Below are 22047 nucleotides of genomic sequence, written 5' to 3'. Positions count from 1 at the left end.
TTTTCCTTGACCCATTCCTCTCCCTGCAATATACCTATACCCCCATAGGTATAGGAGACCACAATGAATCCTCTTGAAAAACTTCTCGAGCTTGGCGGGACCAAAAGGGACATCGTCTTTCTGGTCATTTCTGGGCTTGCCCTGATTGTCAGCGGCTTCGATCTTTTTTCCCTCCCCTTTGACGCTGCCTGGATAGCCATCATCCTCTGCGGTGTACCAATTATCCTGGCAGCCATAAACGGCCTTGTTACTGCCTTCGATATCAAGGCGGACGTTCTTGTTTCCATGGCACTTGTCGCGGCCGTCATAGTGGGCGAGGACTTTGCTGCAGGTGAAGTGGCCTTCATCATGCAGCTGGGCGCCCTTCTGGAAGAGCTGACTGTTGCCAAGGCCAGGGCAGGCATCGAGCGCCTTGTGCATCTCACACCCAGGACTGCCCGCATCGTGCATACGGATGGGACAGAACATGTTGTGGCAGCCGAAGAGGCAAGGGTAAACGATCTCATCCGAGTTTTGCCAGGCGAGACCATTCCCGTAGACGGCGTTGTCGTGACAGGCTCCACCTCCATCAATCAGGCTGTCATGACTGGCGAATCCCTGCCAGTGGACAAGCACCCCGGGGACACTGTCTTCTCCGGAACTGTCAATCAGTTCGGCGCCTTTGACATGCGCGCCCTCAAGGTAGGCGAGGACAGCTCCCTGCAGCGCATGATACGTCTGGTCCAGTCCGCGGACGCAAGTAAGGCCAAGATTGTGGGCCTTGCCGATCGCTGGGCAACCTGGGTCGTGGTCATTGCCCTCGTGTCCGCAATCCTCTGCTGGTTTGTCACAGGCGAAATCCTGCGCTCCGTGACCATCCTTGTGGTCTTCTGCCCCTGCGCCCTTGTCCTTGCTACGCCCACGGCCATCATGGCTGCCATTGGCAATGCCACAAGGCACCGGTTTCTTGTGCGCGAGGGAGATGCCCTGGAGCGCCTTGCCACAGTGAAGCACGTAGCCTTTGACAAGACCGGCACCCTGACACTGGGAACCCCTTCGGTCACGGACGTGAAAAGCCTTGTCTCCGACCTTTCGAAGGAAGATGTCCTGCGCCTTGCGGCAGCTGTGGAGCTGCGCTCCGAGCATCCCCTTGGCAAGGCTGTTGTCTCACACTGGCGCAAAACGAACAAAAATGCCGAGCCTGCCCTGGAAGATTTTGTCATGACTCCGGGCAAAGGTGTCTCGGCAACTGTCGAGGGGCACAGAGTGAGCGCTGGCAACAGGGATCTTGTGGAAAGTCTTGACCTGGCCCTTTCTCCCGAAGCGGAGAAACTCGCAGCCAGGCTCATTGACGAGGGCAAGAGTGTCATCCATGTGTGCGTGGACAATCATCTTTCCGGCCTCATTGCCCTTGCCGACACCATGCGCGAGGACGCACCATCCCTCATGCGCAGCCTCAAAAACGTGGGGGTTACACCAGTGCTTTTGACTGGCGACCACGCAAGCGCTGCCCGCACTGTTGCCGCAAGGGCCGGCATGGACGAGGTTCACCCGGACTGTCTGCCGGAAGATAAACTCTCCTTCATAGCTTCCCATGAAAATCAGGGCCATCCCGTGTGCATGATAGGCGACGGCATTAACGACGCCCCTGCGCTCAAGCGGGCAAGAGTTGGCATAGCCATGGGCGGCATAGGAAGCGACATTGCCATCGACGCCGCGGACATAGTCCTTGTGAACGACGACATCCGCATGCTGCCCCATCTTTTTGCACTCTCGAAGCGCACCATGCGAACCATCAAGGCCAATCTGGCCTTCTCCATGGTTCTCAACTTCGTTGCTATCATCCTTGCCATGACCGCTGTGCTCAATCCCGTCACAGGCGCCCTTGTGCACAACGCAGGCTCGGTCTTTGTCATTGTGAATTCCATCTTCCTGCTCAACTGGAAGAGTTCACACTCGGCCCTTGTTCCTGCTCAAACAGAACAGAAGGTCTAGCGGACACAACAGAGCAAGCCCTTTTCAGGCATCTCCTTCCTGTACAAAAGGCCCCGCAAGGGGTCTTTTGCGTTTTGCGAAACCCCGCATGCAATTGCACTGGCGTGTCGGGCAGGAGTCGGCTAGTATATGCGCCCTCATGGGACCTTCCCCCTCGACAATACCAAATCGGCAACGCCAATTCATCCGGAGCCATACATGCAAGTTATTCGCTCTCTTTTTATCCTGCTGCTTCTTCTTGGCTTCCTCATCCTGCCTGCCAGTAGCTGGGCTCGGACATCCTTTACCTGCGACTACTACGACATTATCGACATGCCCGATCAGTGGGACGTGTCCATGGCCCCTGGCCTCAATACCATAAAGAACTCCCTCGGCTACTACGTGAACAAGGAGAAGAACGTCTCGGTCCTTGTACAGGTGGGCGAAACAGAAGAGTATACAACCCTCGAGGAGGAAACCGAGAGCCTTTTGAAGCGCCTTGAGAAACAAGGTGTCACCATTCTCTCGGCTCCTGTACGCGAGGGCTATCTCATGCGCATCGAGGCCACGGCCACAGGTGCTCCGACCACCATCTGGGTGGGCACCAATGGCGATATTATTGCCCTAACCTTTGCCGCAGGCAACAAGGAAGACGCCTTCTCCTTCTTCGACTATATGCGCAACCAGGATCCCATGCTTTTGCCTTCAGCTTCCACCATAAGGCGCTAACATGGACGCGTTTGCCCGATTCCTTGTCTATGGAGATTCGAACACATGGGGCTATCAGCCAGGTGGCGGGCGCCTGCCATTGGATGCCATCTTCCCGTCAGTTGCCATGACTGTGCCAGGCTGCCCGACACTTGTGGCAGACGGCATGAACGGCAGAGCCTCGGTCTGGGAACACGAGCTCTTTCCCGGGGAGTTGCACGGCGGGGCAACCTTTGCCGGCATTCTTGAGAGCAATCTTCCCCTGCAGGGCCTAGTGCTCATGCTAGGCACAAACGACGTCATGGCACCCCTCAATCTTGCAGGCTCATCGATCGCGGACAACCTCATCCGCATGGCAAGGCTTGCCAAAAAGCGCTGCGGAGCGGACACGAAGGTTGTTTTCCTGAGCCCCCCGCCCCTTGCGCCTCACGGAATCTCAGATCTGTGCGCCACAGGCTACGGCAGTGCGGACATCCTTGGCCAAAACCTTGCCCACGACTTCAAGCTTGCTGCTCTTGAGGAGGGCTTCCTCTTCCTTGACGGATCGAAGGCTCTTGCCCACATGGACGCCATGGACGGCTACCATATGTCACAGGAAGGCCACAGGGCTCTTGGAGAACTCCTGGGACATTTTCTTGCAAGTCTCCAATAACACAGAAATAGCGTTTTTTCTTGGCTCAAAAACTATTTTCTTATGCAGTTTTTGTGCCAGCAAAACTTGTAATAGGTGATTATGGAGGTGGACAATGAAAAAACTTCCCAGAATCTCCCTTTTTCTCTTTTTACCATTTTTGCTATTAATTTTTTTATATGTAGGTTCAAACAAGACTTATGCAGCTGAACCAGTTTATGCAACCAATGTTTCTTCTCAAGCTGCAATGGATAGAATTCAATTAGGAAACTGGCATGTTGCAAATAAATTTGTATGTATTCCTGAAGATGGCAGTAAAAATACATTTCTTACATGTACTGAAAATGGAAAAACTGAAACAAGTCAAAATTATTCAGTAAGAACTAATATATTTGCCGTTTTTATAAACAATAAAGGAATTCCAAACAAGATGGAGTTTACACTAGCTTTTGTTGATGAACGTTTGCTCAACGATACAAAGTTAAACACACAAAATATCGTAGTTAGAATAGACAAGGGAAATCTGTATACAATCAAGAAATTCAAAAAAAGAGTAAATGGACCGACAATAACCTTTGAATGGGATACGAAAATTGCAAATATAATTTCTCAAGCCCAAAAAGGAAAAAAGCTCCATGTATGAATAGTTGTAAGCGGTATATTTTTACATTGCACGTATGATCTAAAAGATTTTAGTGGAGTATTGAACGCTGCTACATCCAGTAGGTAATCTCCAACACACCAGTTGAAAAGGCCGGGTGAAAACACCCGGCCTTTTCAATACGAAAAATTCCTGTCTGCTATTTGAGGGAGGCAAGCCACTTGGGCCACCAGGAGACAAGGGAGCGCACGGCAGCCCCCCTGTGGCTTCTTGCCATCTTCTCTTCCCGGGTAAGCTGGGCAGCGCTTCTGCCAAGCACAATGTCCGCGAAAACAGGATCGTAGCCAAAGCCGTTCTCTCCCATGGGTTCGTTCAGGATGCGGCCCTCCCAGGTTCCCTGCACCACAAGTGTTTCGTCGTCCTCGTAGTGTCCTGGCGCCACACAGGCCATGCAGCAGACAAAGCGGGCCTGACGGCGCTCGTAGGGCACGTCCTTGAGTTCGAAGAGCAGCTTTCTGTTGTTGCGCTGATCCCTTGTCTCGCCTTCCAGGGGAAGCTCGGAGTCCGCATAGCGCGCAGAATAGATGCCTGGGCGACCGTCCAATGCGTCCACTTCGAGGCCGCTGTCGTCGGCAATGGCAATAAGGCCTGTTGCCTCTGCCACTGTGTACGCCTTGATGAGCGCGTTTTCGGCGAAGGTCGCGCCATCCTCGACTATCTCGCCCACCTGCGGAAAGCCATCGAGGCCAACCAATTCCACGCCGAGAGCGGCCAAAGGCTCGGCCAGCTCGCGCACCTTGCCCTGATTGTGTGTTGCCAAAACGACCCTGAGAGGCTCAGCCATATCCGTCACTCCTTGATGTATTGCGCCTGCGAGCGCGAAGGCCTCTATACCCCGTGCGCGGACAAATTGCCAGACAGGGGCTTTTCCCCTTTTTTCAGCCATTGGCCCCCTGTTTCGGCCAGCATGCTCCCTTTGTGCTCTTTTGCCTTTCGGTTCTTTGTATGCTAGCAAGCCTTCTCGAAGGGCTGGGGCAATTGCGCGCCCTTCGTGACATACCCGTTTTGCAAAAGCACGCTACGTGAAGGACAAGACCATCATGCGCGACATACACGATTTTCTCACTCTTCCTGCCCAGGAAAAGTCCATTCCCATGCCCTACATCATCGCCGAGGCAGGCGTGAACCACGAGGGCAGCATGGACCTTGCAAAGCGCCTCATCTGCGAGGCCAAGGAAGGTGGTGCTGACGCCATCAAGTTCCAGAGCTACAAGGCCGGAACCCTTGCCTCCAAGGACAGCCCTGCCTACTGGGACACCAGCAAGGAACCCACTTTAAGCCAGTACGAGCTTTTCAAAAAGCACGACAGCTTCTGGAAAAACGAGTTCGAGCAGCTCAAGCGCTGGTGTGACGATGAGGACATTGCCTTCATGTCCACGCCCTTTGACGTGGAAAGCGCCAATTTCCTCAATCCCCTGATGGATGTGTACAAGATTTCCTCCTCGGACATCACCAACAAGCCCTTCATCGAATACATGTGCGGCTTTGGCAAACCCATCATCCTCTCCACCGGCGCCTCGGATCTGCACGAGGTGGCTGAGGCAGTGGAGTGGATAGGCGCAAAAGGCAATCCCCTGGCCCTTCTGCACTGCGTCCTCAACTACCCCACCATGGACGAGAACGCAGGCCTTGGCATGATCGTGGGCCTGAAGCGCCACTTCCCGGACCTTGTCATAGGCTACAGCGACCACACCCTGCCCATGGATATGCACACCCTGGTCACGGCAACCCTGCTCGGCGCCCGCATTCTTGAAAAGCACTTTACCTTTGACAAGACTCTGCCCGGCAACGATCACTACCATGCCATGGACAAGGAGGATCTCAAGCTCTTCAGGGAGAAGATGTCCCATCTCATCACCATGGTTGGCGACTTCAAAGTGCGCTCCTACGCCTCCGAAGCACCCGCAAGGTCCAATGCCAGGCGCTCCCTGGTTGCTGCGCGCAACATTGCCAGGGGAAGCCAGATCACGCCCGAGGATCTCACCTGGAAGCGCCCTGCCCACGGCATAAGCCCCCGCAACTTTGACGAGGTGCTCACCATGCGCGCTCGCAGGGACATCCCCGAGGACACTGTTCTCTCCTGGGCAGACCTCGATCGCTAGGCTGTGTTTTGGGGCAAAGTGCCCAAACCCAATCTTTCTCTCACTCATTCTTCTGGTCGCTGCTCTCCTCCAAGGGGGCAGCGACAATATTTCCCAAAGCCAAAAAAATGAAAAAGCTTGTGCTTGGCCCCATGGCCGTGCCTTCAGACGGAACAGACATCATAGCCGCTGGCCCCTGGTGCTTTGCGGCAGAGGAAGACTTCTTCCCCTACTGGGAGGAACATTTCGAGATAGCCCCTGAGCCCTTCACAGATCGTGAGCTGCAAAAAAGGGCCATTGGCGAAGCCTTTGCCCTGGCAACGGACATGATCCCGCCCCTTGCCCACCACCTTGCTCCAAAGGTAGCCCTTCCCGACGTCTACTGGGAAACCCTGCTTGCGCCCTACTGCATCAATGTTGCCAAGATTCTGGTCGAGTTGACGTACAGGGTCCGGGCCATGGTGGACACCTATGGCGCAAGCTCAATCTCGGTTGCCCTTCTTCCGGACAACTGTTCCTTTGACATGGGCTGCGATCAGGATGTGGTCCTGCACGGCTGCCTCAATCCCGTCTGCCTGCACTGGCTGTGCTCGCTGCTTTTGCGCCCCATGCTACCAGGGGCCTGGCATGTGGTGGAAGCTGACGCCGTGAGGGAGGACTACCCCCTGCACAAGCCCGAGAGTTTCGGGGAAAGGATGCGCGAAAATTTGCGCAATCTCGCCCTCTCCCTGCCCTGCCCACCCCTTAGGGGCATGTCCATGGCAAGGGCCATGCGCTACTCCCTGGCCCTCTTGCACAAGAGCAGGGGCGAGGATCACTCGCGCAGCCTTCGCGACCACTACTCATCCAAAGTCACCGGGGCGCACATTGATCTGCCCCTTGACCCCATGCCCATCTTCCTGGCCCTTTTGCCCAAGAGCATACGCTCCCTCAAACACCCAAAGCATGCGCCAGGCCCGAAGCACAAGACTCGCGTGGCTCACATTCTCATGTACGAGGACGCGCACTACAGGCAAAAGCTTGCCCTCTGGCGCGCCAGGGGCGGAAGGCTTGCCTGCGTTCAGCACGGCGGAAACTACGGCATGATGCGCCACATCTGCGCCATGGAGCTTGTGGAGTATACCCAGCACGCCTTCATCACCTGGGGCTGGAAGCATCAGGAATCGGCTGTGGAAGGAAAGTGCGGCAAGGCCAACTTCCTGCCCCTGCCCCCGGCCCAGCTTGCCAATGTCTCCAACTGCTGGCGGGGTGGCTCAAACAACCTCATTTTGGTTGGCACGGAGATGCCCACAGTGGGCTACCAGCTGGACTGCCATCCCACACCCATGCAAAACCTCCAGTACAGGGAGGACAAGCAGTGGTTTGTGGAATCTTTGGGACACAAGATACAGTCCCAGACGCTGTACAGGCCCTACTTCCCTGTTCCGGGAACGCTGGACGACGCACCCTGGCTGCTTTCGCGCTTTCCCCGCCTGCGTTTGTGCACAGGCCCCCTCATGCCACAGCTTTTGCACTGCCGCCTGCTGGTCCTCGATCACCACGGAACCACCATGCTTGAAGCCATGGCAGCTAACATTCCCACCATCTGCTACTGGGATCCCACCTGCTGGCCCATCGACGACGACTTCCACGCCATGCTACTGAAACTGGGGGAGGCCGGCATCTGGCACTCGAGCGCAGAGGATGCGGCAGTCCATGTTGTCCGCGTCTGGGACGATCCTTCAAGCTGGTGGCGCGACAAAAAGACGCAGGCTGCCAGGGAAGCATTCATGGATGCCTACGCCTGGGTTGCTCCCCGCCACAGGGATGCGCTTTGGACTGGCACATTGCGCCGCCTGTAGCGGATTTTGTCAGTTCAAAATTTTGAACTATAGATAGTTCAAAAAGGTACAAAATTTTTCGGAGAATTTGTCCCATGGGTGTTCCTCAGGACATACGAGCAGTTCCAAGGCCCAAGAATACCGTAGTGATCGACACGGGTGGCAAGGGGCCATTGCGCTATTGCGTGCGCGCAAGGACCAAGGCCGTTCGCACGGCCAAGGGTTTTCAGCCGCGCAACGGCAAGGTCATAGGCCACATTGTGGACGGCGCCTTTGTTCCGGTTAGCTCCAGGATGAAGGCAAAAGAAAGGCGCACTCTCGGCTGTGCGCTGCTTGTGGCAGACTTAGACGCCGATTTGCGCGCAAGGCTTGCGGCGCATTTGGGCGACAAGGACGCAGACCTTGTCCTTGCCCTGGCAAGCCTAGGCATCCTGCACCCGGACCTTGGGGAAGATTTGCGTGCCGCACAGTACAAGGCATCTCTTGCCTCTCTTGTCTTTCCCGGACTCGACCTTTCCGAAAAAAGCATCCATGCACTGTATGCTAAGATTGGCAAAAAGGGGGCAGACGAATTGTTCCGCTCCCTCGGGCAAGCAAAAGGCTCGGACACATCCTCGTATCTTTTGCTGATGCCGATGGAATGTCCCGCAACACTTGCAGCTTTTGGGAAAGATGCCTGCAAGGACAATGGCCCTGGCCTTTGCCTTGCACTGCAGGGTGGCGACACCGGCTTCGAGCCCGTGTACGGACGACTTCTCGACATGAAAGGAGAGAGCCTTCCCCGCGCAGCCACATGCTGTGACACAGGCTGCACACTCTTCACCGCCCGTGAAGCGTCCAGCGAATCCCTTCGCTTCCTCGCAAGGGAGAGGGGCCTGCACTACCTTGTCCCTGTGAAATGGGACGACAAGCTTTGCAAAAAGCTTTCCTTCGACGGCCTTGAGGTTGTGGATGGCGCAGACACCCCCTGCAGGAAAAAGCGCAGCCCGGACGACGAGTATCTCTACGCCTTTGCAGGCAGCCCCGCTGCGCCAGCCAAACAGGCCCAAAGCCAGACTCAGGGCAAGAAAAAGAAGAACAAAAAGGCCAGGGAGAACGTCAGAGTCTTCCGCTCGGATGTGGACCTTCCCCTTTCCTGCATCCCTGCCCTTGCGCACGAGGAAGCTCTCTGGCAGCGTATTCTTGCCCACTTGGCTCCCCTTCTCCTGTCCGCTTGCTCCCTGAAGGAGAGGGAGCGCGAAGGTGCGGGCCTTGTTTTCCTTGTCACTGCCCTTGTCCTGCGCAGGATTGTGCAAAGGGCCCATGATACGGGGCTTCTTGGAAAGACGCACATGGGCCGCATCCTTGCCGCCCTTGGCCTTCTTCAATGCCACGTTGAAAAGGGTGAGCCGGATTCTTGGTCATGCTCGGACTTTCGCCCTGCCCTCTCTTGCGAGACAGCCTCGATGCTGCAAAAGCTTGGCTTCACGTTACCAGAGGTCGCGGAAGACAAGCCCATATAGACACGGTACCTTTCCACCCGTTTCCCGATTCCTCCTTGCCTTCTGACGGAGTCCCATATGTCAGACCTTCATACAAGCAAATCCCTGAACCGGAGTGCCCTTTCCCTTCTCCTTTCCGCCTTCCTCTGCCTGTCTCTCGCCCTGCCTGTCCACGCTGTCGAAACAGGCTCCCAGGACATTCAGACATCCGCCCAAAGTGGCGTCGACGAGGACGACGCTGTCCTTGTCAAGGTACAAAAGGCCCTGGACGCCCAGGACTACCGCACGGCTGTCGATCTGCTCACCCCCCTTGCCAACAGGAAAAACGGCGAGGCAGCCTATGTTCTTGGCAGGCTCATCCAGACAGGACAGGGCATACGCAAGAGCCGCACCCGCGCTGCCCAGTACTTCAAGATTTCTGCCGAACAGGGCGACGCCAGAGGACAGAATGCCTATGGTGAGGTTTTGGCCATGGGTGCCGGCGTGCGCCGCAACTTCCTCGAAGCCTCGCGCTGGTTTGCCAGGGCTGCCGAACAGGGCCATGCCACGGCCCAGTTCAACCTGGGCTATCTCTACGCCCAGGGCAGGGGTGTGAAGAGGGACGAGGCAAAGGCCATTGACTGGTACTCAAGGGCTGCCAATCAGGGGCTGGCAGAGGCCCAGTACAGCCTTGGCTGGATCTACATGAATTCCAAGGGCCAGTTCCAGGACGACACCAAGGCCGTGCACTGGCTGGAGAAGGCTGCGGAACAGGACCTTCCCAAGGCCCAGAACAATCTTGGCTTCATGTATTCCCAGGGCAGAGGCTACGCTTTGGACTACACGAAAGCTCTCATGTGGTACCAGAAGGCTGCAGACCAAGGCTATGCGCCTGCCCAGTACAACATGGGCTTCATGTACGAGCAGGGACACGGCGTTGCCCAAGACTACGCAAAGGCAGTCGAGTGGTATCGCAAGGCAGCGGAAAACAACGACGCTGCAGCCCAGTACAGCCTTGGCCTCATGTACGAGCAGGGAACGGGCGTTCCCTTGAACATCACAGAGGCCCAGCGATGGTACACACTGGCAGCGGACAATGGCGACCCGGACGCCAAGAAGGCCTTGCGCGACTTGAAGCGCGCAAGAGGCAAGAAGTAGGTATCAGCTCCTTGCGGCAAGGGCTGTGCGCACAACCGTGTAGGCGCTCTCCTTGGGCATCTCAAGGCCTGTCCAGAGCCTGAAGGATGCCCTGGCCTGCTCCACAAACATGGCAACACCGCTCTGCGTCTGCCAGCCAGCGGCCTCGGCCTCGCGCAAGAATCTCGTCTTCTCCGGCGTGTAAACAATGTCATAGGCAAGGCCTGTGCCTCTGAACAAGGGGTAGGGGGTCATGTCCTCGCGCTCGCCCTTCATGCCAAGGCTTGTGGCGTTGATGACAAGGTCTGCCTCAAGGCCAGAGCGCTCCTCCCAGGGCGAGCAGCCTATGCCGAATTCCTCTGCCAGGGCCTGAGCTTTTTCAGGGCTTCTGTTGGTTATGGTGATTTTTTTGACCTGCATTTCCTGCAGGGCGCAGATGGCTGCCCGCGAGACACCACCGGCACCGAGAATCAGGGCGTGGGCAAAATTCTTGCCCTCAAGGGGTACCCGAAAGCCGATAACATCCGTGTTTTCGCCAATCAGGCGCCCCTCTCTCCAGTAGAGGGTGTTGATGGCGCCAAGCCTTTGCGCCCTTTGGCTTGCCTCATCCACAAGACTTAAGGCAGCTACCTTCAAAGGCAGGGTAATGTTGCAGCCTGCATGGTGGGCAGAACGAAACTCCGCAAAAAAGTCCGCCAACTCTTCCACTGCCACTTCCCTGGCACTGTATGTCCCTTCAAGGCCCAGTTCCCTTAGGGCCTGATTGTGGATGAGCGGGCTTAGGCTGTGCGCTATGGGCTTTCCTATGACAAAATACTGTCCAGACTTGTGCGTTTCCATGTGCTGCCTCCGAGATTCGAAAATCTTTGCAGGAAGGTTGATCCCATCCCGCGCATGGCGCGCACTATAGTTCCCAGTGCCTTCGGAAACAAGACAAACCACCTTCCCTCCCATACTCTTGTCGAACTGAGCATGGGGGATTATACATGCGCGGCCGCTGGCTGGTTGCCCACACATGCGGCATTTGGACTGCCGGCCTGTGCCAGGCAGGACTTATACCTGGCATGCCCCCAAACAATTCACCCAAACAATTCATTCTACATGGACGCCACCACTTCCCCCGAAACGCTCAAGGCCGTACGAGTTGGCTTTGCAAGAGCCTTGCCCATCATGCTTGGCTATGCGCCCGTGGCCTTTGCCTTTGGCGTGCTTGCCACCCAAAGCGGCATGCCCATCTGGCTTGCCACAGCCACCTCCATCCTCATGTTTGCAGGATCCGGCCAGTTCATTACCATTTCCCTCTGGTTCGCAGGAGCAGGCCTCATCTCCACTGCCTTGGCGGTCTTTGTCACCAACCTGCGCTACTTCCTCATGGCCGTGGCCCTGGCACCCCATGTCCGCCCCTTGAAGGGCCTTGCGCGCCTCATCTATGGCTGGCAAATAACGGACGAGCTCTTTGCAGTGCATATTACAGCCTTCCAGCAGGGCTGGGAGCTCAACAAGACCGCCATCTTCACGGCCACGGGCTGTGCCCAGTTTGCCTGGGTGATGGGAACGGTTGTCGGCGCCCTGTGCGGAAGCATGGTGAGCGACGTTCGCCCTCTTGGCCTTGACTACGCCCTGTGCGGCATGTTCATAGCCCTGCTCATTCCCCAGTGCACGGACAGGCTGCACATCATTGCCGCAATCCTCGCAGCCCTTTTCTCCATTATGCTGCGCCTCGCAGGCCTTGGACAGTGGAACGTGGTTCTCGGAACCATCATTGCCGCAACCATCTGCGCCATTGTGGAGACCAAGATGTCGCAAAAGGGCAAATTCGGGGATTCCGATCCCGGCAAGGAGGTTCAGGCATGAACCCTACGTCCCTTGGCAATATGATGATCTGCGTGGGCGTTTGCGTCCTTGCCACTGTTCTCCCCCGCATCCTTCCTCTGTACGCCTTTTCAAGAGAGCTTCCGGCCTTCGTAAAGACCTGGCTCAACTACATACCGGCAGCCGTCATGGCAGCCCTCGTGGCTCCGGATCTGCTGTTCTACGGGGGGAACTTCAACCCCGATCCCCTGAACAACGTTTTCCTTGTCGCTGGCATAGCCAGCATGATCTTCGCCATAGTCAGCAAGAACTTCTTTGCGACCATTGTCTTTGCCATGGCCTTTGTGGCCGGCATGCGCTATTTCGGGCTCTATGTCTAAGATCCTTCGTGTCTTGCAGGAACGCAGGAGGGACGGTTGAACATCGTGTTCGACCGTCCCTCTTCTGTATACGGGCAAGAATTATTAGTCACAATCTAATTTTACGCCTTTTTGTTAAAAAATAAATTGCAACTCCTGCATATTCTTGTAGTCTTCCATTTCTGTCTGGTGAACACCATTTTTCTAGAATAGAATCAATCTGTCTTGAAGGAGCTCTATTTTTTAATTGATTCAAAGTGTCAATTATTTTATTAATTACATCTGCCCTATTAGACATTAACTTAGAACAATTAAGATTAAGAATGCCTTCATTTGTATTTTTTTCATATTCTATTTTTTCATCCCCAAGTTGTTCATTAAAATCACTATCTTCTGATTCAATTTTACCTGTACGAAGATATTTTATTCTAAGTTTATTATAATGATCTGGGTTTGCCGGATTATATAATAGACGTTTATTACCTTTCTTTGTATCACAATGTTGAAGATGTGATTGCTTTCCTTCTTCACCTTTACAAACTGCCAACAAATTTTTATAGTCTATAGAATGTTGTCTATTAGCTTCTTTTTCCTCAGACGAAAGTTCACATCCTTCATTGTCAGGATTTTGTGGCAACCAATGTTCAATCTTCATTGAATTTTCGTAAATACGTGACATACAATAGGCGCATAAATAACCTTGTTCTTTGAGAAGACTTGCTTTTAGCTCCTTCTTAGGAAGTCTGTTGTCATCATATGTAACACCAGGAATCCTTTCAAATTCCAATAATGGATTTTCTTGATTTTTATGAATGGGTATCACGTTCTTCATCCTCTATATCTGCCTGTTCTTCTCCCATCATGGTCAAGTAGCTGTTTGCTGCGTATATAGCAGGAATTTTTCCAGTGACACTTGCCAATTTTCGTATAGCAGCTCTAGCCTCATCAAATTTTTCTGCATCAATGAGGCGATCTATATCCTCAAGGGCTGTTGTCACGGCTTGTGGACGGCTTTGTGTTCCCATGATTTCTCGAAGCAACTCCGACGCTTCCATTCCATAGGAGCGCTCGGGGTGATAGGGGGCACATTCATCCTGCATTATCCAAATACTGTCAGCTTCAACACTACTTAAGACAAGAGGCGAATGAGTTGTGACAATGAATTGGCAATTAGGAAATGTTTTCAGCAATTTCTCTATAAGAGTACTTTGCCACGCAGGATGAAGATGAAGGTCCAGTTCATCAATTAGGACAACTCCATCGCCTTCCAATGGATTATCCAGTGCAGGATTACAAATCGCAAGTCGCTGCGCGAGGTCTCCCAGCAAAGCGATCAAGCACTTCTCTCCATCAGAAAGTTGCAAAAAATAGAACTGTTTTTCTTTTTTTAGTATAGATATTTTAAATGGATTTTGTGTAACGTGTAATTGTCCAAATTCTGGGATCACTGTGCTGATAGCTGTATTTACTGCCTGTATCTGTTTTGCTTTCCATTGAATATATGGATCGTTATTCTGTTTAGTTATTTTTGCATAATTTTCACTCATGCGGAGGAGAGCAATAAAAGAGCGAAAATCAAGATTACTTTCAAGTGCATTATCAAGGGCATCAACAGGATTTACTGCTGGCTTAAATCCTCTTATACGCTCAGGAATTTCGAGAATTGCTCTATTTGTTGGATAGGAAACAACTAAAGGGAAATTCTTTTTAAAAGGAATGACACCCTCTTCGACCTCTTTCCTCAGCTGAAAAAGAGGACCATTTTTTTCATTGCTATCGTTGAATTCACCTGAAAAATTTTCAAAATATTTTGATTTTTTTTCATTTTCACTATATGAATAACTTGCTATAACATAAGAGTTTTCATGTTTACATTTTATTTTTCCATTAAACTCATTACTTTCATTATTAATATCTGAATATTTACAAGATAATTCATATTTTGTTATATTTCTACATTGTGAAACCATCAACGCTATAAAATAAAGTATACTGGATTTTCCAGTGCCATTATTACCTATAAATATATTTAATCTTTTATGTAAGTCCAAGGAGAAGTCTGGGAGACCTCTGAAATTATGACCTTCAATATGCTGTACAAACATAGATTTCCCCTTTTAAACTGTCTTACCTTGGAGTGAGAGGCTGTTCACTGTCCTCTGTCTAGCCCTCTTGCCCTACACCTTACTTGGGCAGATACGGGATGCGTTTGACCAGCCGCACGCGCGGTGTGCACTCTATGCGGTAGTACTGGTTTTGCGGCACGAACATGTAGGGAATGTCCTCTGTGCGCTGGCGCATGAACATGGAAAGAACCACGCGGTTTATGGCCTGATGGCCCACTATGCAGGTGGGCGCGCCTGCAGAGAGGAAGAGTGCCCTGCGCAAACCCCGCAAGACGCGCTGCATGACCATGGCGTAGCTCTCGCCCCCGGGGTAGCAGAAATTGAACTTGTCCGCATTGCGCCCCTTTGTCACCTCGGGCATTGTCTCGCGTATTTCCTCGTAGCGCATGTTCTCGCACATGCCTGCGTTCAGCTCGTCGAATTCGGGCAGGGCATAGATGCGCACATCGGGCCTTGTCTTCGCCAGGAAGGCTGCGGTCTCCCCAGAGCGCCTGCGGGTCGAGGTAAAGATGTAGTCAATGCGCGTGTCCTTCATGTGCTCTGCAAGCTGGGCTGCCTGCATGCGCCCCTTTTCCGAAAGAAGCGGATCCCCGCCAATGCGGCCCTCGGCGTTGAACTCTGTCTGGCCGTGGCGCACAAGATAGAGTTCCCTGGCCCAGGTGGTCACGATGAGTTCGCGGATGGCAGGATAGTAGGGAGATCCTTCCATGGGGCGTTCCGCCATGATGCGGTTTGCCATGGTGTCCACGCACAGGTAGAACTTTTCCTCGTCCAGGTGTTCGTAGATGGAGTTGTAGTAGGCTATGCGTGCCTTGAAGCTCTCTACCGCATCCTCCTCGCTGTAGGAGGCGTACTCCGGCAAAAGGGCCTTGCGGCGTATGCAGGCCTCGTGCAGGACAGGGTCCTCATTGAGACACTCTATGAAGAGCAGGGGATGGTCGTTCAGAGTCTCCTCAAGGAGTCTTCTGCGCTTGCGGCTGCCGTTGGTGGCGTCAAGGACTGCCACATCCCCGCCTTCTGCGAGGAACTTCCTGGCCTCCTGCATGTTGGCAAGGGCGATGTGTTCCCTGATCTCCCGCCCCTCGATGTTGTCCGGCGCGTACCAGGAGGACTCTGTCGAGGCTGGCCCAGCAATCTTTCTGCGCAGTTCGCCATTGTTGAAGATGGCGCAGTTGATGCCCTCATCCACAAAATCGTCGCGTATTCTCTTGGCCAGTGTGGATTTGCCGCTGGCAGGAAGTCCTACCAGGGCGACATAAAGCTTGCTCATGACACCAATCCCTCTGGTGCTGTCCAAAACAGTGTCCGACAAAACAATGCCTGTCAGATACGGAAAGGGCCCCGCAAATGGGGGCCCAACAAAAACCTTTGCGCGCTGCCCTTAGCGAACAGTGAGCTTCAGGAACTTCTTCTTGCCAAAGCGGATGACGTAGCTTCCGCTTGTCAGGGGCGTCTTGTCGTCCTTGACCTGGGCGCCATCCACGTAGAAGCCACCCTCGGCTATCTTGCGCCTGGCTTCGCTGCGGCTCTTGGCAAGGCCGAAATTGGCCAGGATGGACACGGGGTCGGCGTCCTTTGCGTCCATCTCGCCGGAGGGGGCGTCTGCCGGAACACCACCGTCCGCAAAGACTGCGTTGAAGTCGGCCCTGGCCTCGTCTGCTGCCTTTTCGCCATGGAACCTTGCCACAAACTCGTGGGCCAGCTCCTCCTTGACCTTCTTGGGATGCAGGGAGCCATCGGCCACCCCCTTCTTTAAGGCGGCAATCTCGTTCATGTCCTTTGCGGAAAGAAGCTCGTAGTAGGACCACATGAGATCGTCGGAAACGCTCATGGTCTTGCCGAAGATCTGCGAGGGAGCCTCGTCGATGCCGATGTAGTTCTTGTAGGATTTGCTCATCTTGCGCACGCCGTCGAGGCCCACGAGCAGGGGCATGGTGAGAATGCACTGGGGCTCCATGCCGTAGTGGGACTGGAGGTTGCGGCCGACAAGCAGGTTGAATTTCTGGTCCGTGCCGCCCATTTCCACGTCTGCCTTCAGGGCGACGCTGTCGTAGCCCTGGCAGAGGGGGTAGAGGAATTCGTGGATGGCAATGGGGGTGTTTTCATGAAAACGCTTGGAAAAGTCGTCGCGCTCCATGATGCGGGCAACTGTGTAGCTGGAGGCCAGACGGATGAAGTCCGCGGCGCCCATCTTTCCGAGCCAGCGGGAGTTGAATTCCACGATGGTCTTCTCGGGATCCAGGATCTTGAACAGCTGCTTCTTGTAGGTTGTGGCGTTGGCGTTCACTTCCTCTTCGGTGAGCGGAGGCCTTGTGGCAGACTTGCCGGAAGGATCGCCGATGCGGCCGGTGAAGTCGCCGATGAGGAAGATGATCGTATGGCCGAGGTCCTGGAAATGACGCATTTTCTGCATGATGACAGTGTGGCCCAGGTGCAGATCGGGGGCTGTGGGGTCAAATCCGACCTTGACGCGCAAGGGTGTGCCCTTCTCAAGCTTCTTGCGAAGTTCGCCCTCGTCGATGATTTCGGCTGCACCCCTCCTGATGAGGGCCATTTGAGAGTCAATATCCTGCATCAATGCTTCTCCTTGTACATATGGCGGGCCCAGGAAAAATCTGGGCTTCTCAACCTCACAGCATACCGTGACCTTTCAGCAATTGCAAACAGTTGCCCTGCTTGCCCGCACTTTTTGCCACAGCCAAGGTATACAAAATTTCATCTATTATCCCAAGATGTTGAGTGCCAGACAGAAGGCATTCCGTCTGGCACCACCAACAAAAAATATCCAGGCTGCTTCTGCGGACAAAAACTATGCCTGTCCCTTCTTCTTGAGTCCCTCGCTCTGACCGAAAAGCACAAGCTCAACCCAATCGTAGCCGAATTCGAGGGCAGCTTCATCGCTTTCCATGATGGCCTTCTGGCGCTCCTCGTCCACTTCCACGCGCTTGAAGATGTTCATGGTGGTGATGAATTCGCGGAATCTGTCGAGCTGATAGAGGCACAAAAGTGCCATGTTGCCCATCTTCTCGCTTATGGGAGAGCCGGAGGCTGTGATCATGGCGCCAAGGCGCATGTAGCGATCGTTTGAGACATTGTAGGGCTCAAGGCCCTCGTGCTCGAACCATTCCCTGGCTGTCCAGTCGCGGCCATCGTCAAAGCCGTGGCAGTGGGGCTCCTGCACAAGGTAGAAGGTCTCGCTCACGCCGTTGCGGGAAAGCTGGGTTCCGCGGCCCAGGGGATAGCTGCGACACGCGCTCGGCCTGTCTTCGTAGACATGACAGCCAGCGGGTGTCACGAAGGGACAGGTTTCGTCCGGATCTTTCAGCATGTTCAGCATGACTATGGGCAGGCCGGAATCCGGAAAGGTCTTGAGCTTTGCAAAATTGTCCAGAAAGACATCCGACTTCATGCCAAGCCTGCGGCACAGGCGCATCACGTCGTAGGGCGTGAGCGGCAAGGTGAGCTGCCTGCAGCAGCGGTTGAAGCAGGGCATGTCGGGGTTGCACTCAAAACAGAAGGTCTGGCCTTCGCCCACGGTGGGCAGGGAATCGAGCCAGTCCTGGGCCTTTTCCTCGTCAAACAGGGGTTGGGTTTCCTTGCCGCTCATTCATTTCTCCTTTGCGACGCAAGTCCTTGTGCCTGCGCCTTTGTGCGAAAAAAGGCGCTCGAAGGCGCCCTTGAAATTTGGGTTGTGCACGGGCTGCCCCAAGGGGTAAGCCCGAACATGCCCGAAATTTGCGAAATTCGCTAGATAACCTTGTTCAGGGTGTATTCGATGATGCCCTCGGCACCGGCTTCCTTCAGCTGAGGAATGAGGTCGCGGACAACATCCGTGCGCACAACGGTTTCCACAGAGAACCAGGTGCCGTTTTGCAGGGGAGAGACCGTGGGGGAGTTGAGGGCAGGCAGCATGGCCTCCACCTTGGCGAGATTCTCCTTTGCCACGTTCATCTTGATGGCCACAAGGCTCTCGGCACGCAGGGCACCTTCGAGAAGAAGCTGCAGCTGTTCGATCTTGCGGCGCTTTGCCGGATCTTCCCAGGCTTTCTTGTTGGCCACAAGCACGGGGTTCGAGCACATGACCTCGTCGATGATGCGCAGGCCGTGGGCGCGGATGGTGGTGCCGGTCTCGGTCACTTCCACGATGCCGTCGGCAAGGCCTTCCACAACCTTGGCCTCTGTTGCACCCCAGGAATAGAAGATGTTTACATCAACGTTCTTTTCCGCGAAATAGCGCTCGGACAGATGCTGCACTTCGGTGGCAATGCGCTTGCCCTGCAGATCCTCTGCCTTCTGGTAGGGGCTGTCGCCGGCAACTGCCAAAACCCAGCGGCTCTGGCGCAGGGAATTCTTGGAGTAGACAAGATTGCAGACCTGCACCACCTCGTCTTCCAGATCCATTTCGCGCAGCCAGTCCAGGGCGGAGATGCCGGCGTCCAGGATGCCTGCTGCCACATAGCCGCCGATTTCCTGCACGCGGCTCAAGCTCAAGACCATCTCGCTGTCATTCACTTCGGGAAAGTAGTTGCGCTCGTGCTTGTAGATCTTCCAGCCTGCGCGTGCGAAAAGGTCCTCGGTGGCGTCCTCGAGCGACCCCTTGGGCACGCCGAATTTCAGAATCGGATTCTTCTTGTCCATTGTTTTCCCCCAAACAAATTCTTTTTTGCAGGCGCGCATGTCCTTGTAAAATGTCGTGCGCGTCACAGCTGATTTGCCTTGTGATGTGGTGTCTCTCCCGATACTACTTCTTGTAGACCTTTTCGGGATCGAAGATCTGGGGAGAGCAGATGCTCTCGCCGGTCTCGTCCCACTTGCGGTAGAAGCAGGAGCGTCTGCCCGTATGGCAGGCCGCATCGCCAATCTGCGTGACCGAAAGCAAAATGGTGTCAAGATCGCAGTCTATGCGTATGGAGTGGACCTTCTGCACATTGCCGCTGCTTTCTCCCTTGTGCCAGAGCTTCTTGCGCGATCTGCTCCAGTAATGGGCCTCGCCTGTTTCAAGTGTCTTTATCCAGGCGGTTTCGTCCATATAAGCCAGCATGAGCACTTCGCCGTCTTTGGCATCCTGCACGATGGCCGGAACAAGACCCTTGGAAAAATCGGGAACAAAGCTGGGTTTTTGCATGTAGTCCTCCTGATGTGCCCCTGATGCACACCCTTTGATGCACACCTTCTGCCCCATGTGTGACAATACGGTCACGCCGGCAGATGAGCGGAAGCAAAACTAAACTCAAACCCGTTCGGAGGCAAGAAGCATTCTTGTGACAAAGCGGCAAAGATACTGCGGCAAAGGGACTCCCTGCAGGCTTTCTGCACGCCCCTTGCCAGCATGTCGGCTTTATGGCACATTTCGGGCCGCATTCACCTCCTTCCCATTACAATGCCCCTTCTCCCTCTTTGCGGAATTGGCCGGCATCTTCCTACTTTTTACGCGGATCCTACCCATGCCCGACTCAAGCGACAAAGCACAACCGCATCTACTGAATCAACAGACAAATCCCCAGGACATCTCCGCCCAGGAAAGCGTACCAGCTCCCGACGCAGACAGTCTTGAAATTACCCATCCGGACAATCCCCTGGCTCCAGTGGTCCTGGAAGAGCTTCCCCCGAGCATGCAGGCAGCCTGCGCAAGGGCCGGCTGGGACAGGCTCATGCCAGTGCAGTCCCTTGCCCTGCCCTACCTCATGGACGGGCGAGACATCATGATCCAGTCGCGCACAGGCTCCGGCAAGACCGGCTGCTACCTTCTGCCTCTGGTCCCTGCCCTGAGGCCAGCCTACACATGCACCCAGGCCATGGTCCTTGTGCCCACGCGCGAGCTTGCCCTGCAGGTGGCAAAGCAGGCCGAAGTGCTCATGGAAGGCACAGGCCTGAACATAGCCGTCCTCTACGGCGGTGTGGGCTACCACGCCCAGCGCGAGCAACTGCGCAAGGGAGCGCAGCTTGTCATAGGCACCCCCGGCCGTATCCTGGACCATCTCTTGCGCGGAACCCTCTCGCTGGACAACCTGCGCGCCCTGGTCTTTGACGAAGCGGATCGCATGCTCTCCATAGGCTTCTATCCGGACATGAAGCAGGTGCAGCGCTATCTTCCGAAGCGCCGCATCTACACAAGCCTCTTTTCCGCCACCTACCCGCACCACGTCCTGAACCTTGCAAAAGAGTTTATGCTGAACCCCTGCCTGCTTTCCCTCTCGCAAAAGCAGGTCTACGTGGCCGAGGTGCAGCACTGTTTTTGCGCTGTGGATCGCATGGACAAGGACAGGGCCCTCATCCGCCTCATAGAGATGGAAAACCCTGCCTCTGCCATTATCTTCTGCAACACCAGGGCCAACGTGCACTACGTGACAGGTGTCTTGCAGGGCTTTGGCTACAACGCGGATGAACTGAGCGCTGACCAGAGCCAGAACGCCCGCGAGGACGTCATGCGCAGGGTGCGCGAGGGCAAGGTGCGCTTCCTTGTGGCTACCGACGTGGCAGCGCGCGGCATAGACATTCCAGCCCTCTCCCACGTCTTCCTCTACGAACCGCCCGAGGATCACGAAAGCTACATCCACAGAGCAGGCCGGACAGGTCGGGCCAATGCTGCAGGGACAGTCATCTCCCTTGTGGACATCATGGAACGCATGGAGCTTGACCGCATTGCGCGCCACTACAGCCTGAGGCTTCAGGAAATCCCCAACCCCACGGACGACGAGGTGGCCCAAGTGGTTTCCGGGCGTCTGCTCACCCTGCTCGAATCCCACTACCGCGGTCTTACCTCGCTGCAGAAGGTGCGCTCGCGCAGGTACGTTGAACTTGCAAGGGAGCTTGCCAGCCTTGCGGAGGGCGAGGAGAGCGAGGGCACGGGCGCAAGCCTGCTTGCCATGCTGCTCGACGCCTTCCACCACAACACCCTGAACGAGCTTGCCCTGCCCTCCGGCAAAAAGGCCGGACGGGATGGAGGCGAGATCTCTTCCCCGACAAAGGAGGGCGAGGAGAAAAAGCGCAAGAGCAAGAGGCGCAGGGGCAAGGGTCGCGACAAGGCACAGGATGCCGCTGGCACACAGGGCAAGCCTGAAGAAACCAGGGAAGCAGCCCCGGTTGCGGAAACGTCTGCTGACACGGACGCAGGAAGCAGCGCCGAAGCCGGCACGGATGCAGCCGAGCGCCAGTCTGATCGCAGCCGCAGGCGTCGCCGCCCGAGACGGCGCAAGAGCTCGCGCTCCGGCAAGGCCGACAGCGCCCAGACAAGCCCGCAGCCCCAGGCTTCAGGGATTGGCGACGACTAGTTTCACAGATTTAGGGATACAAAAAGGA

General features: G+C 55.0%; 20 protein-coding genes. 11 read left to right on the top strand and 9 right to left on the bottom strand.

The genetic code is table 11. The features are described from left to right. Window positions 1–63: 63 nt before the first annotated feature. The 4 genes from B5F76_RS09510 to B5F76_RS14550 all read left to right on the top strand — a co-directional run bounded on the left by B5F76_RS09510 (window position 64) and on the right by B5F76_RS14550 (window position 3935). Window positions 64–1974, top strand: a complete 1911-nt coding sequence (locus tag B5F76_RS09510) for a heavy metal translocating P-type ATPase (protein ID WP_087353713.1) — start codon at window positions 64–66, stop codon at window positions 1972–1974. 198 nt (window positions 1975–2172) lie between these two features. Continuing rightward, on the top strand, window positions 2173–2682 hold the full coding sequence (locus B5F76_RS09505) for a hypothetical protein (RefSeq protein ID WP_087353710.1): 510 nt from the start codon (window positions 2173–2175) through the stop codon (window positions 2680–2682). A 1-nt stretch (window position 2683) separates the two neighbouring features. Continuing rightward, window positions 2684–3313, top strand: a complete 630-nt coding sequence (locus tag B5F76_RS09500) for a GDSL-type esterase/lipase family protein (RefSeq protein WP_087353708.1) — start codon at window positions 2684–2686, stop codon at window positions 3311–3313. A gap of 94 nt (window positions 3314–3407) precedes the next feature. Continuing rightward, entirely contained in the window at window positions 3408–3935 is a 528-nt protein-coding gene (locus tag B5F76_RS14550; RefSeq protein WP_144268452.1) for a hypothetical protein, read from the top strand. A gap of 157 nt (window positions 3936–4092) precedes the next feature. Here B5F76_RS14550 and rdgB read toward each other — a convergent pair whose 3' ends face one another. Continuing rightward, window positions 4093–4737: an RdgB/HAM1 family non-canonical purine NTP pyrophosphatase gene (gene rdgB, locus B5F76_RS09490; protein WP_087353757.1), complete on the bottom strand. Its 645-nt coding sequence runs from the start codon at window positions 4735–4737 to the stop codon at window positions 4093–4095. Between the two features lie 256 nt (window positions 4738–4993). On the opposite strand from rdgB, the gene B5F76_RS09485 reads away from it, so the two are divergent. The 4 genes from B5F76_RS09485 (at window position 4994) to B5F76_RS09470 (ending at window position 10472) form a co-directional block, all read left to right on the top strand. Next, on the top strand, window positions 4994–6055 hold the full coding sequence (locus B5F76_RS09485; protein WP_087353754.1) for an N-acetylneuraminate synthase family protein: 1062 nt from the start codon (window positions 4994–4996) through the stop codon (window positions 6053–6055). 107 nt (window positions 6056–6162) lie between these two features. Next, window positions 6163–7875 (top strand): LIC12162 family transferase, encoded by a 1713-nt coding sequence (locus tag B5F76_RS09480; RefSeq protein ID WP_087353703.1) that lies wholly within the window; start codon window positions 6163–6165, stop codon window positions 7873–7875. Window positions 7876–7949: 74 nt separating this feature from the next. Next, a complete protein-coding gene (locus tag B5F76_RS09475; RefSeq protein WP_087353699.1) occupies window positions 7950–9356 on the top strand; it encodes a hypothetical protein in 1407 nt (468 codons plus the stop codon). 57 nt (window positions 9357–9413) lie between these two features. Further along, the gene (locus B5F76_RS09470; protein WP_087353696.1) at window positions 9414–10472 is read left to right on the top strand and encodes a tetratricopeptide repeat protein; all 1059 of its coding nucleotides are present in this window, start codon (window positions 9414–9416) and stop codon (window positions 10470–10472) included. Window positions 10473–10475: 3 nt separating this feature from the next. Here the strand turns inward: B5F76_RS09470 and aroE are convergent, their stop codons facing one another. Next, a complete protein-coding gene (aroE, locus tag B5F76_RS09465) occupies window positions 10476–11291 on the bottom strand; it encodes a shikimate dehydrogenase (RefSeq protein ID WP_162608791.1) in 816 nt (271 codons plus the stop codon). Window positions 11292–11552: 261 nt separating this feature from the next. Between aroE and B5F76_RS09460 the strand changes: the two genes are divergently transcribed. After that, window positions 11553–12305: an AzlC family ABC transporter permease gene (locus B5F76_RS09460; RefSeq protein ID WP_162608790.1), complete on the top strand. Its 753-nt coding sequence runs from the start codon at window positions 11553–11555 to the stop codon at window positions 12303–12305. Next, the gene (locus B5F76_RS09455) at window positions 12302–12643 is read left to right on the top strand and encodes an AzlD domain-containing protein (RefSeq protein ID WP_087353691.1); all 342 of its coding nucleotides are present in this window, start codon (window positions 12302–12304) and stop codon (window positions 12641–12643) included. The genes B5F76_RS09460 and B5F76_RS09455 overlap by 4 nt, the downstream gene beginning before the upstream one ends. A gap of 88 nt (window positions 12644–12731) precedes the next feature. Here the strand turns inward: B5F76_RS09455 and B5F76_RS14545 are convergent, their stop codons facing one another. The 7 genes from B5F76_RS14545 to hisI form a co-directional block, all read right to left on the bottom strand. Next, complete coding sequence (locus B5F76_RS14545) at window positions 12732–13445, bottom strand: hypothetical protein (RefSeq protein WP_144268450.1); 714 nt, start codon at window positions 13443–13445, stop codon at window positions 12732–12734. Next, window positions 13429–14727 (bottom strand): AAA family ATPase, encoded by a 1299-nt coding sequence (locus B5F76_RS09450; protein WP_087353688.1) that lies wholly within the window; start codon window positions 14725–14727, stop codon window positions 13429–13431. Before B5F76_RS09450 ends, B5F76_RS14545 begins: the two co-directional genes overlap by 17 nt. Window positions 14728–14806: 79 nt before the next feature. Further along, window positions 14807–16018: a histidine phosphatase family protein gene (locus tag B5F76_RS09445; RefSeq protein WP_087353686.1), complete on the bottom strand. Its 1212-nt coding sequence runs from the start codon at window positions 16016–16018 to the stop codon at window positions 14807–14809. 111 nt (window positions 16019–16129) lie between these two features. Beyond that, the gene (gene tyrS / locus B5F76_RS09440) at window positions 16130–17323 is read right to left on the bottom strand and encodes a tyrosine--tRNA ligase (protein WP_087353683.1); all 1194 of its coding nucleotides are present in this window, start codon (window positions 17321–17323) and stop codon (window positions 16130–16132) included. A 234-nt stretch (window positions 17324–17557) separates the two neighbouring features. Further along, on the bottom strand, window positions 17558–18355 hold the full coding sequence (locus tag B5F76_RS09435; protein WP_087353679.1) for a YkgJ family cysteine cluster protein: 798 nt from the start codon (window positions 18353–18355) through the stop codon (window positions 17558–17560). A 140-nt stretch (window positions 18356–18495) separates the two neighbouring features. Next, complete coding sequence (hisG, locus tag B5F76_RS09430; protein ID WP_087353748.1) at window positions 18496–19386, bottom strand: ATP phosphoribosyltransferase; 891 nt, start codon at window positions 19384–19386, stop codon at window positions 18496–18498. 103 nt (window positions 19387–19489) lie between these two features. After that, window positions 19490–19873, bottom strand: a complete 384-nt coding sequence (hisI, locus tag B5F76_RS09425) for a phosphoribosyl-AMP cyclohydrolase (protein ID WP_087353675.1) — start codon at window positions 19871–19873, stop codon at window positions 19490–19492. Between the two features lie 319 nt (window positions 19874–20192). Here hisI and B5F76_RS09420 point away from each other — a divergent pair, with 319 nt between their 5' ends. Beyond that, a complete protein-coding gene (locus B5F76_RS09420; protein ID WP_087353669.1) occupies window positions 20193–22019 on the top strand; it encodes a DEAD/DEAH box helicase in 1827 nt (608 codons plus the stop codon). The last annotated feature ends 28 nt before the right edge of the window (window positions 22020–22047 follow it).

This window comes from Desulfovibrio sp. An276, from assembly GCF_002159665.1.
Taxonomy (GTDB): Bacteria; Desulfobacterota; Desulfovibrionia; order Desulfovibrionales; family Desulfovibrionaceae; genus Desulfovibrio; species Desulfovibrio faecigallinarum.
This window is presented reverse-complemented; position numbering and strand designations above follow the sequence as displayed.

Bases quoted from the DNA above. Each gene is read 5' to 3' on its own strand.
- B5F76_RS09510 (WP_087353713.1), top strand. From the start codon at position 64: ATGAATCCTCTTGAAAAACTTCTCGAGCTTGGCGGGACCAAAAGGGAC.
- B5F76_RS09505 (WP_087353710.1), top strand. From the start codon at position 2,173: ATGCAAGTTATTCGCTCTCTTTTTATCCTGCTGCTTCTTCTTGGCTTC.
- B5F76_RS09500 (WP_087353708.1), top strand. From the start codon at position 2,684: ATGGACGCGTTTGCCCGATTCCTTGTCTATGGAGATTCGAACACATGG.
- B5F76_RS14550 (WP_144268452.1), top strand. From the start codon at position 3,408: ATGAAAAAACTTCCCAGAATCTCCCTTTTTCTCTTTTTACCATTTTTG.
- rdgB (WP_087353757.1), bottom strand. From the start codon at position 4,737: ATGGCTGAGCCTCTCAGGGTCGTTTTGGCAACACACAATCAGGGCAAG.
- B5F76_RS09485 (WP_087353754.1), top strand. From the start codon at position 4,994: ATGCGCGACATACACGATTTTCTCACTCTTCCTGCCCAGGAAAAGTCC.
- B5F76_RS09480 (WP_087353703.1), top strand. From the start codon at position 6,163: ATGAAAAAGCTTGTGCTTGGCCCCATGGCCGTGCCTTCAGACGGAACA.
- B5F76_RS09475 (WP_087353699.1), top strand. From the start codon at position 7,950: ATGGGTGTTCCTCAGGACATACGAGCAGTTCCAAGGCCCAAGAATACC.
- B5F76_RS09470 (WP_087353696.1), top strand. From the start codon at position 9,414: ATGTCAGACCTTCATACAAGCAAATCCCTGAACCGGAGTGCCCTTTCC.
- aroE (WP_162608791.1), bottom strand. From the start codon at position 11,291: ATGGAAACGCACAAGTCTGGACAGTATTTTGTCATAGGAAAGCCCATA.
- B5F76_RS09460 (WP_162608790.1), top strand. From the start codon at position 11,553: ATGGACGCCACCACTTCCCCCGAAACGCTCAAGGCCGTACGAGTTGGC.
- B5F76_RS09455 (WP_087353691.1), top strand. From the start codon at position 12,302: ATGAACCCTACGTCCCTTGGCAATATGATGATCTGCGTGGGCGTTTGC.
- B5F76_RS09450 (WP_087353688.1), bottom strand. From the start codon at position 14,727: ATGTTTGTACAGCATATTGAAGGTCATAATTTCAGAGGTCTCCCAGAC.
- B5F76_RS09445 (WP_087353686.1), bottom strand. From the start codon at position 16,018: ATGAGCAAGCTTTATGTCGCCCTGGTAGGACTTCCTGCCAGCGGCAAA.
- tyrS (WP_087353683.1), bottom strand. From the start codon at position 17,323: ATGCAGGATATTGACTCTCAAATGGCCCTCATCAGGAGGGGTGCAGCC.
- B5F76_RS09435 (WP_087353679.1), bottom strand. From the start codon at position 18,355: ATGAGCGGCAAGGAAACCCAACCCCTGTTTGACGAGGAAAAGGCCCAG.
- hisG (WP_087353748.1), bottom strand. From the start codon at position 19,386: ATGGACAAGAAGAATCCGATTCTGAAATTCGGCGTGCCCAAGGGGTCG.
- hisI (WP_087353675.1), bottom strand. From the start codon at position 19,873: ATGCAAAAACCCAGCTTTGTTCCCGATTTTTCCAAGGGTCTTGTTCCG.
- B5F76_RS09420 (WP_087353669.1), top strand. From the start codon at position 20,193: ATGCCCGACTCAAGCGACAAAGCACAACCGCATCTACTGAATCAACAG.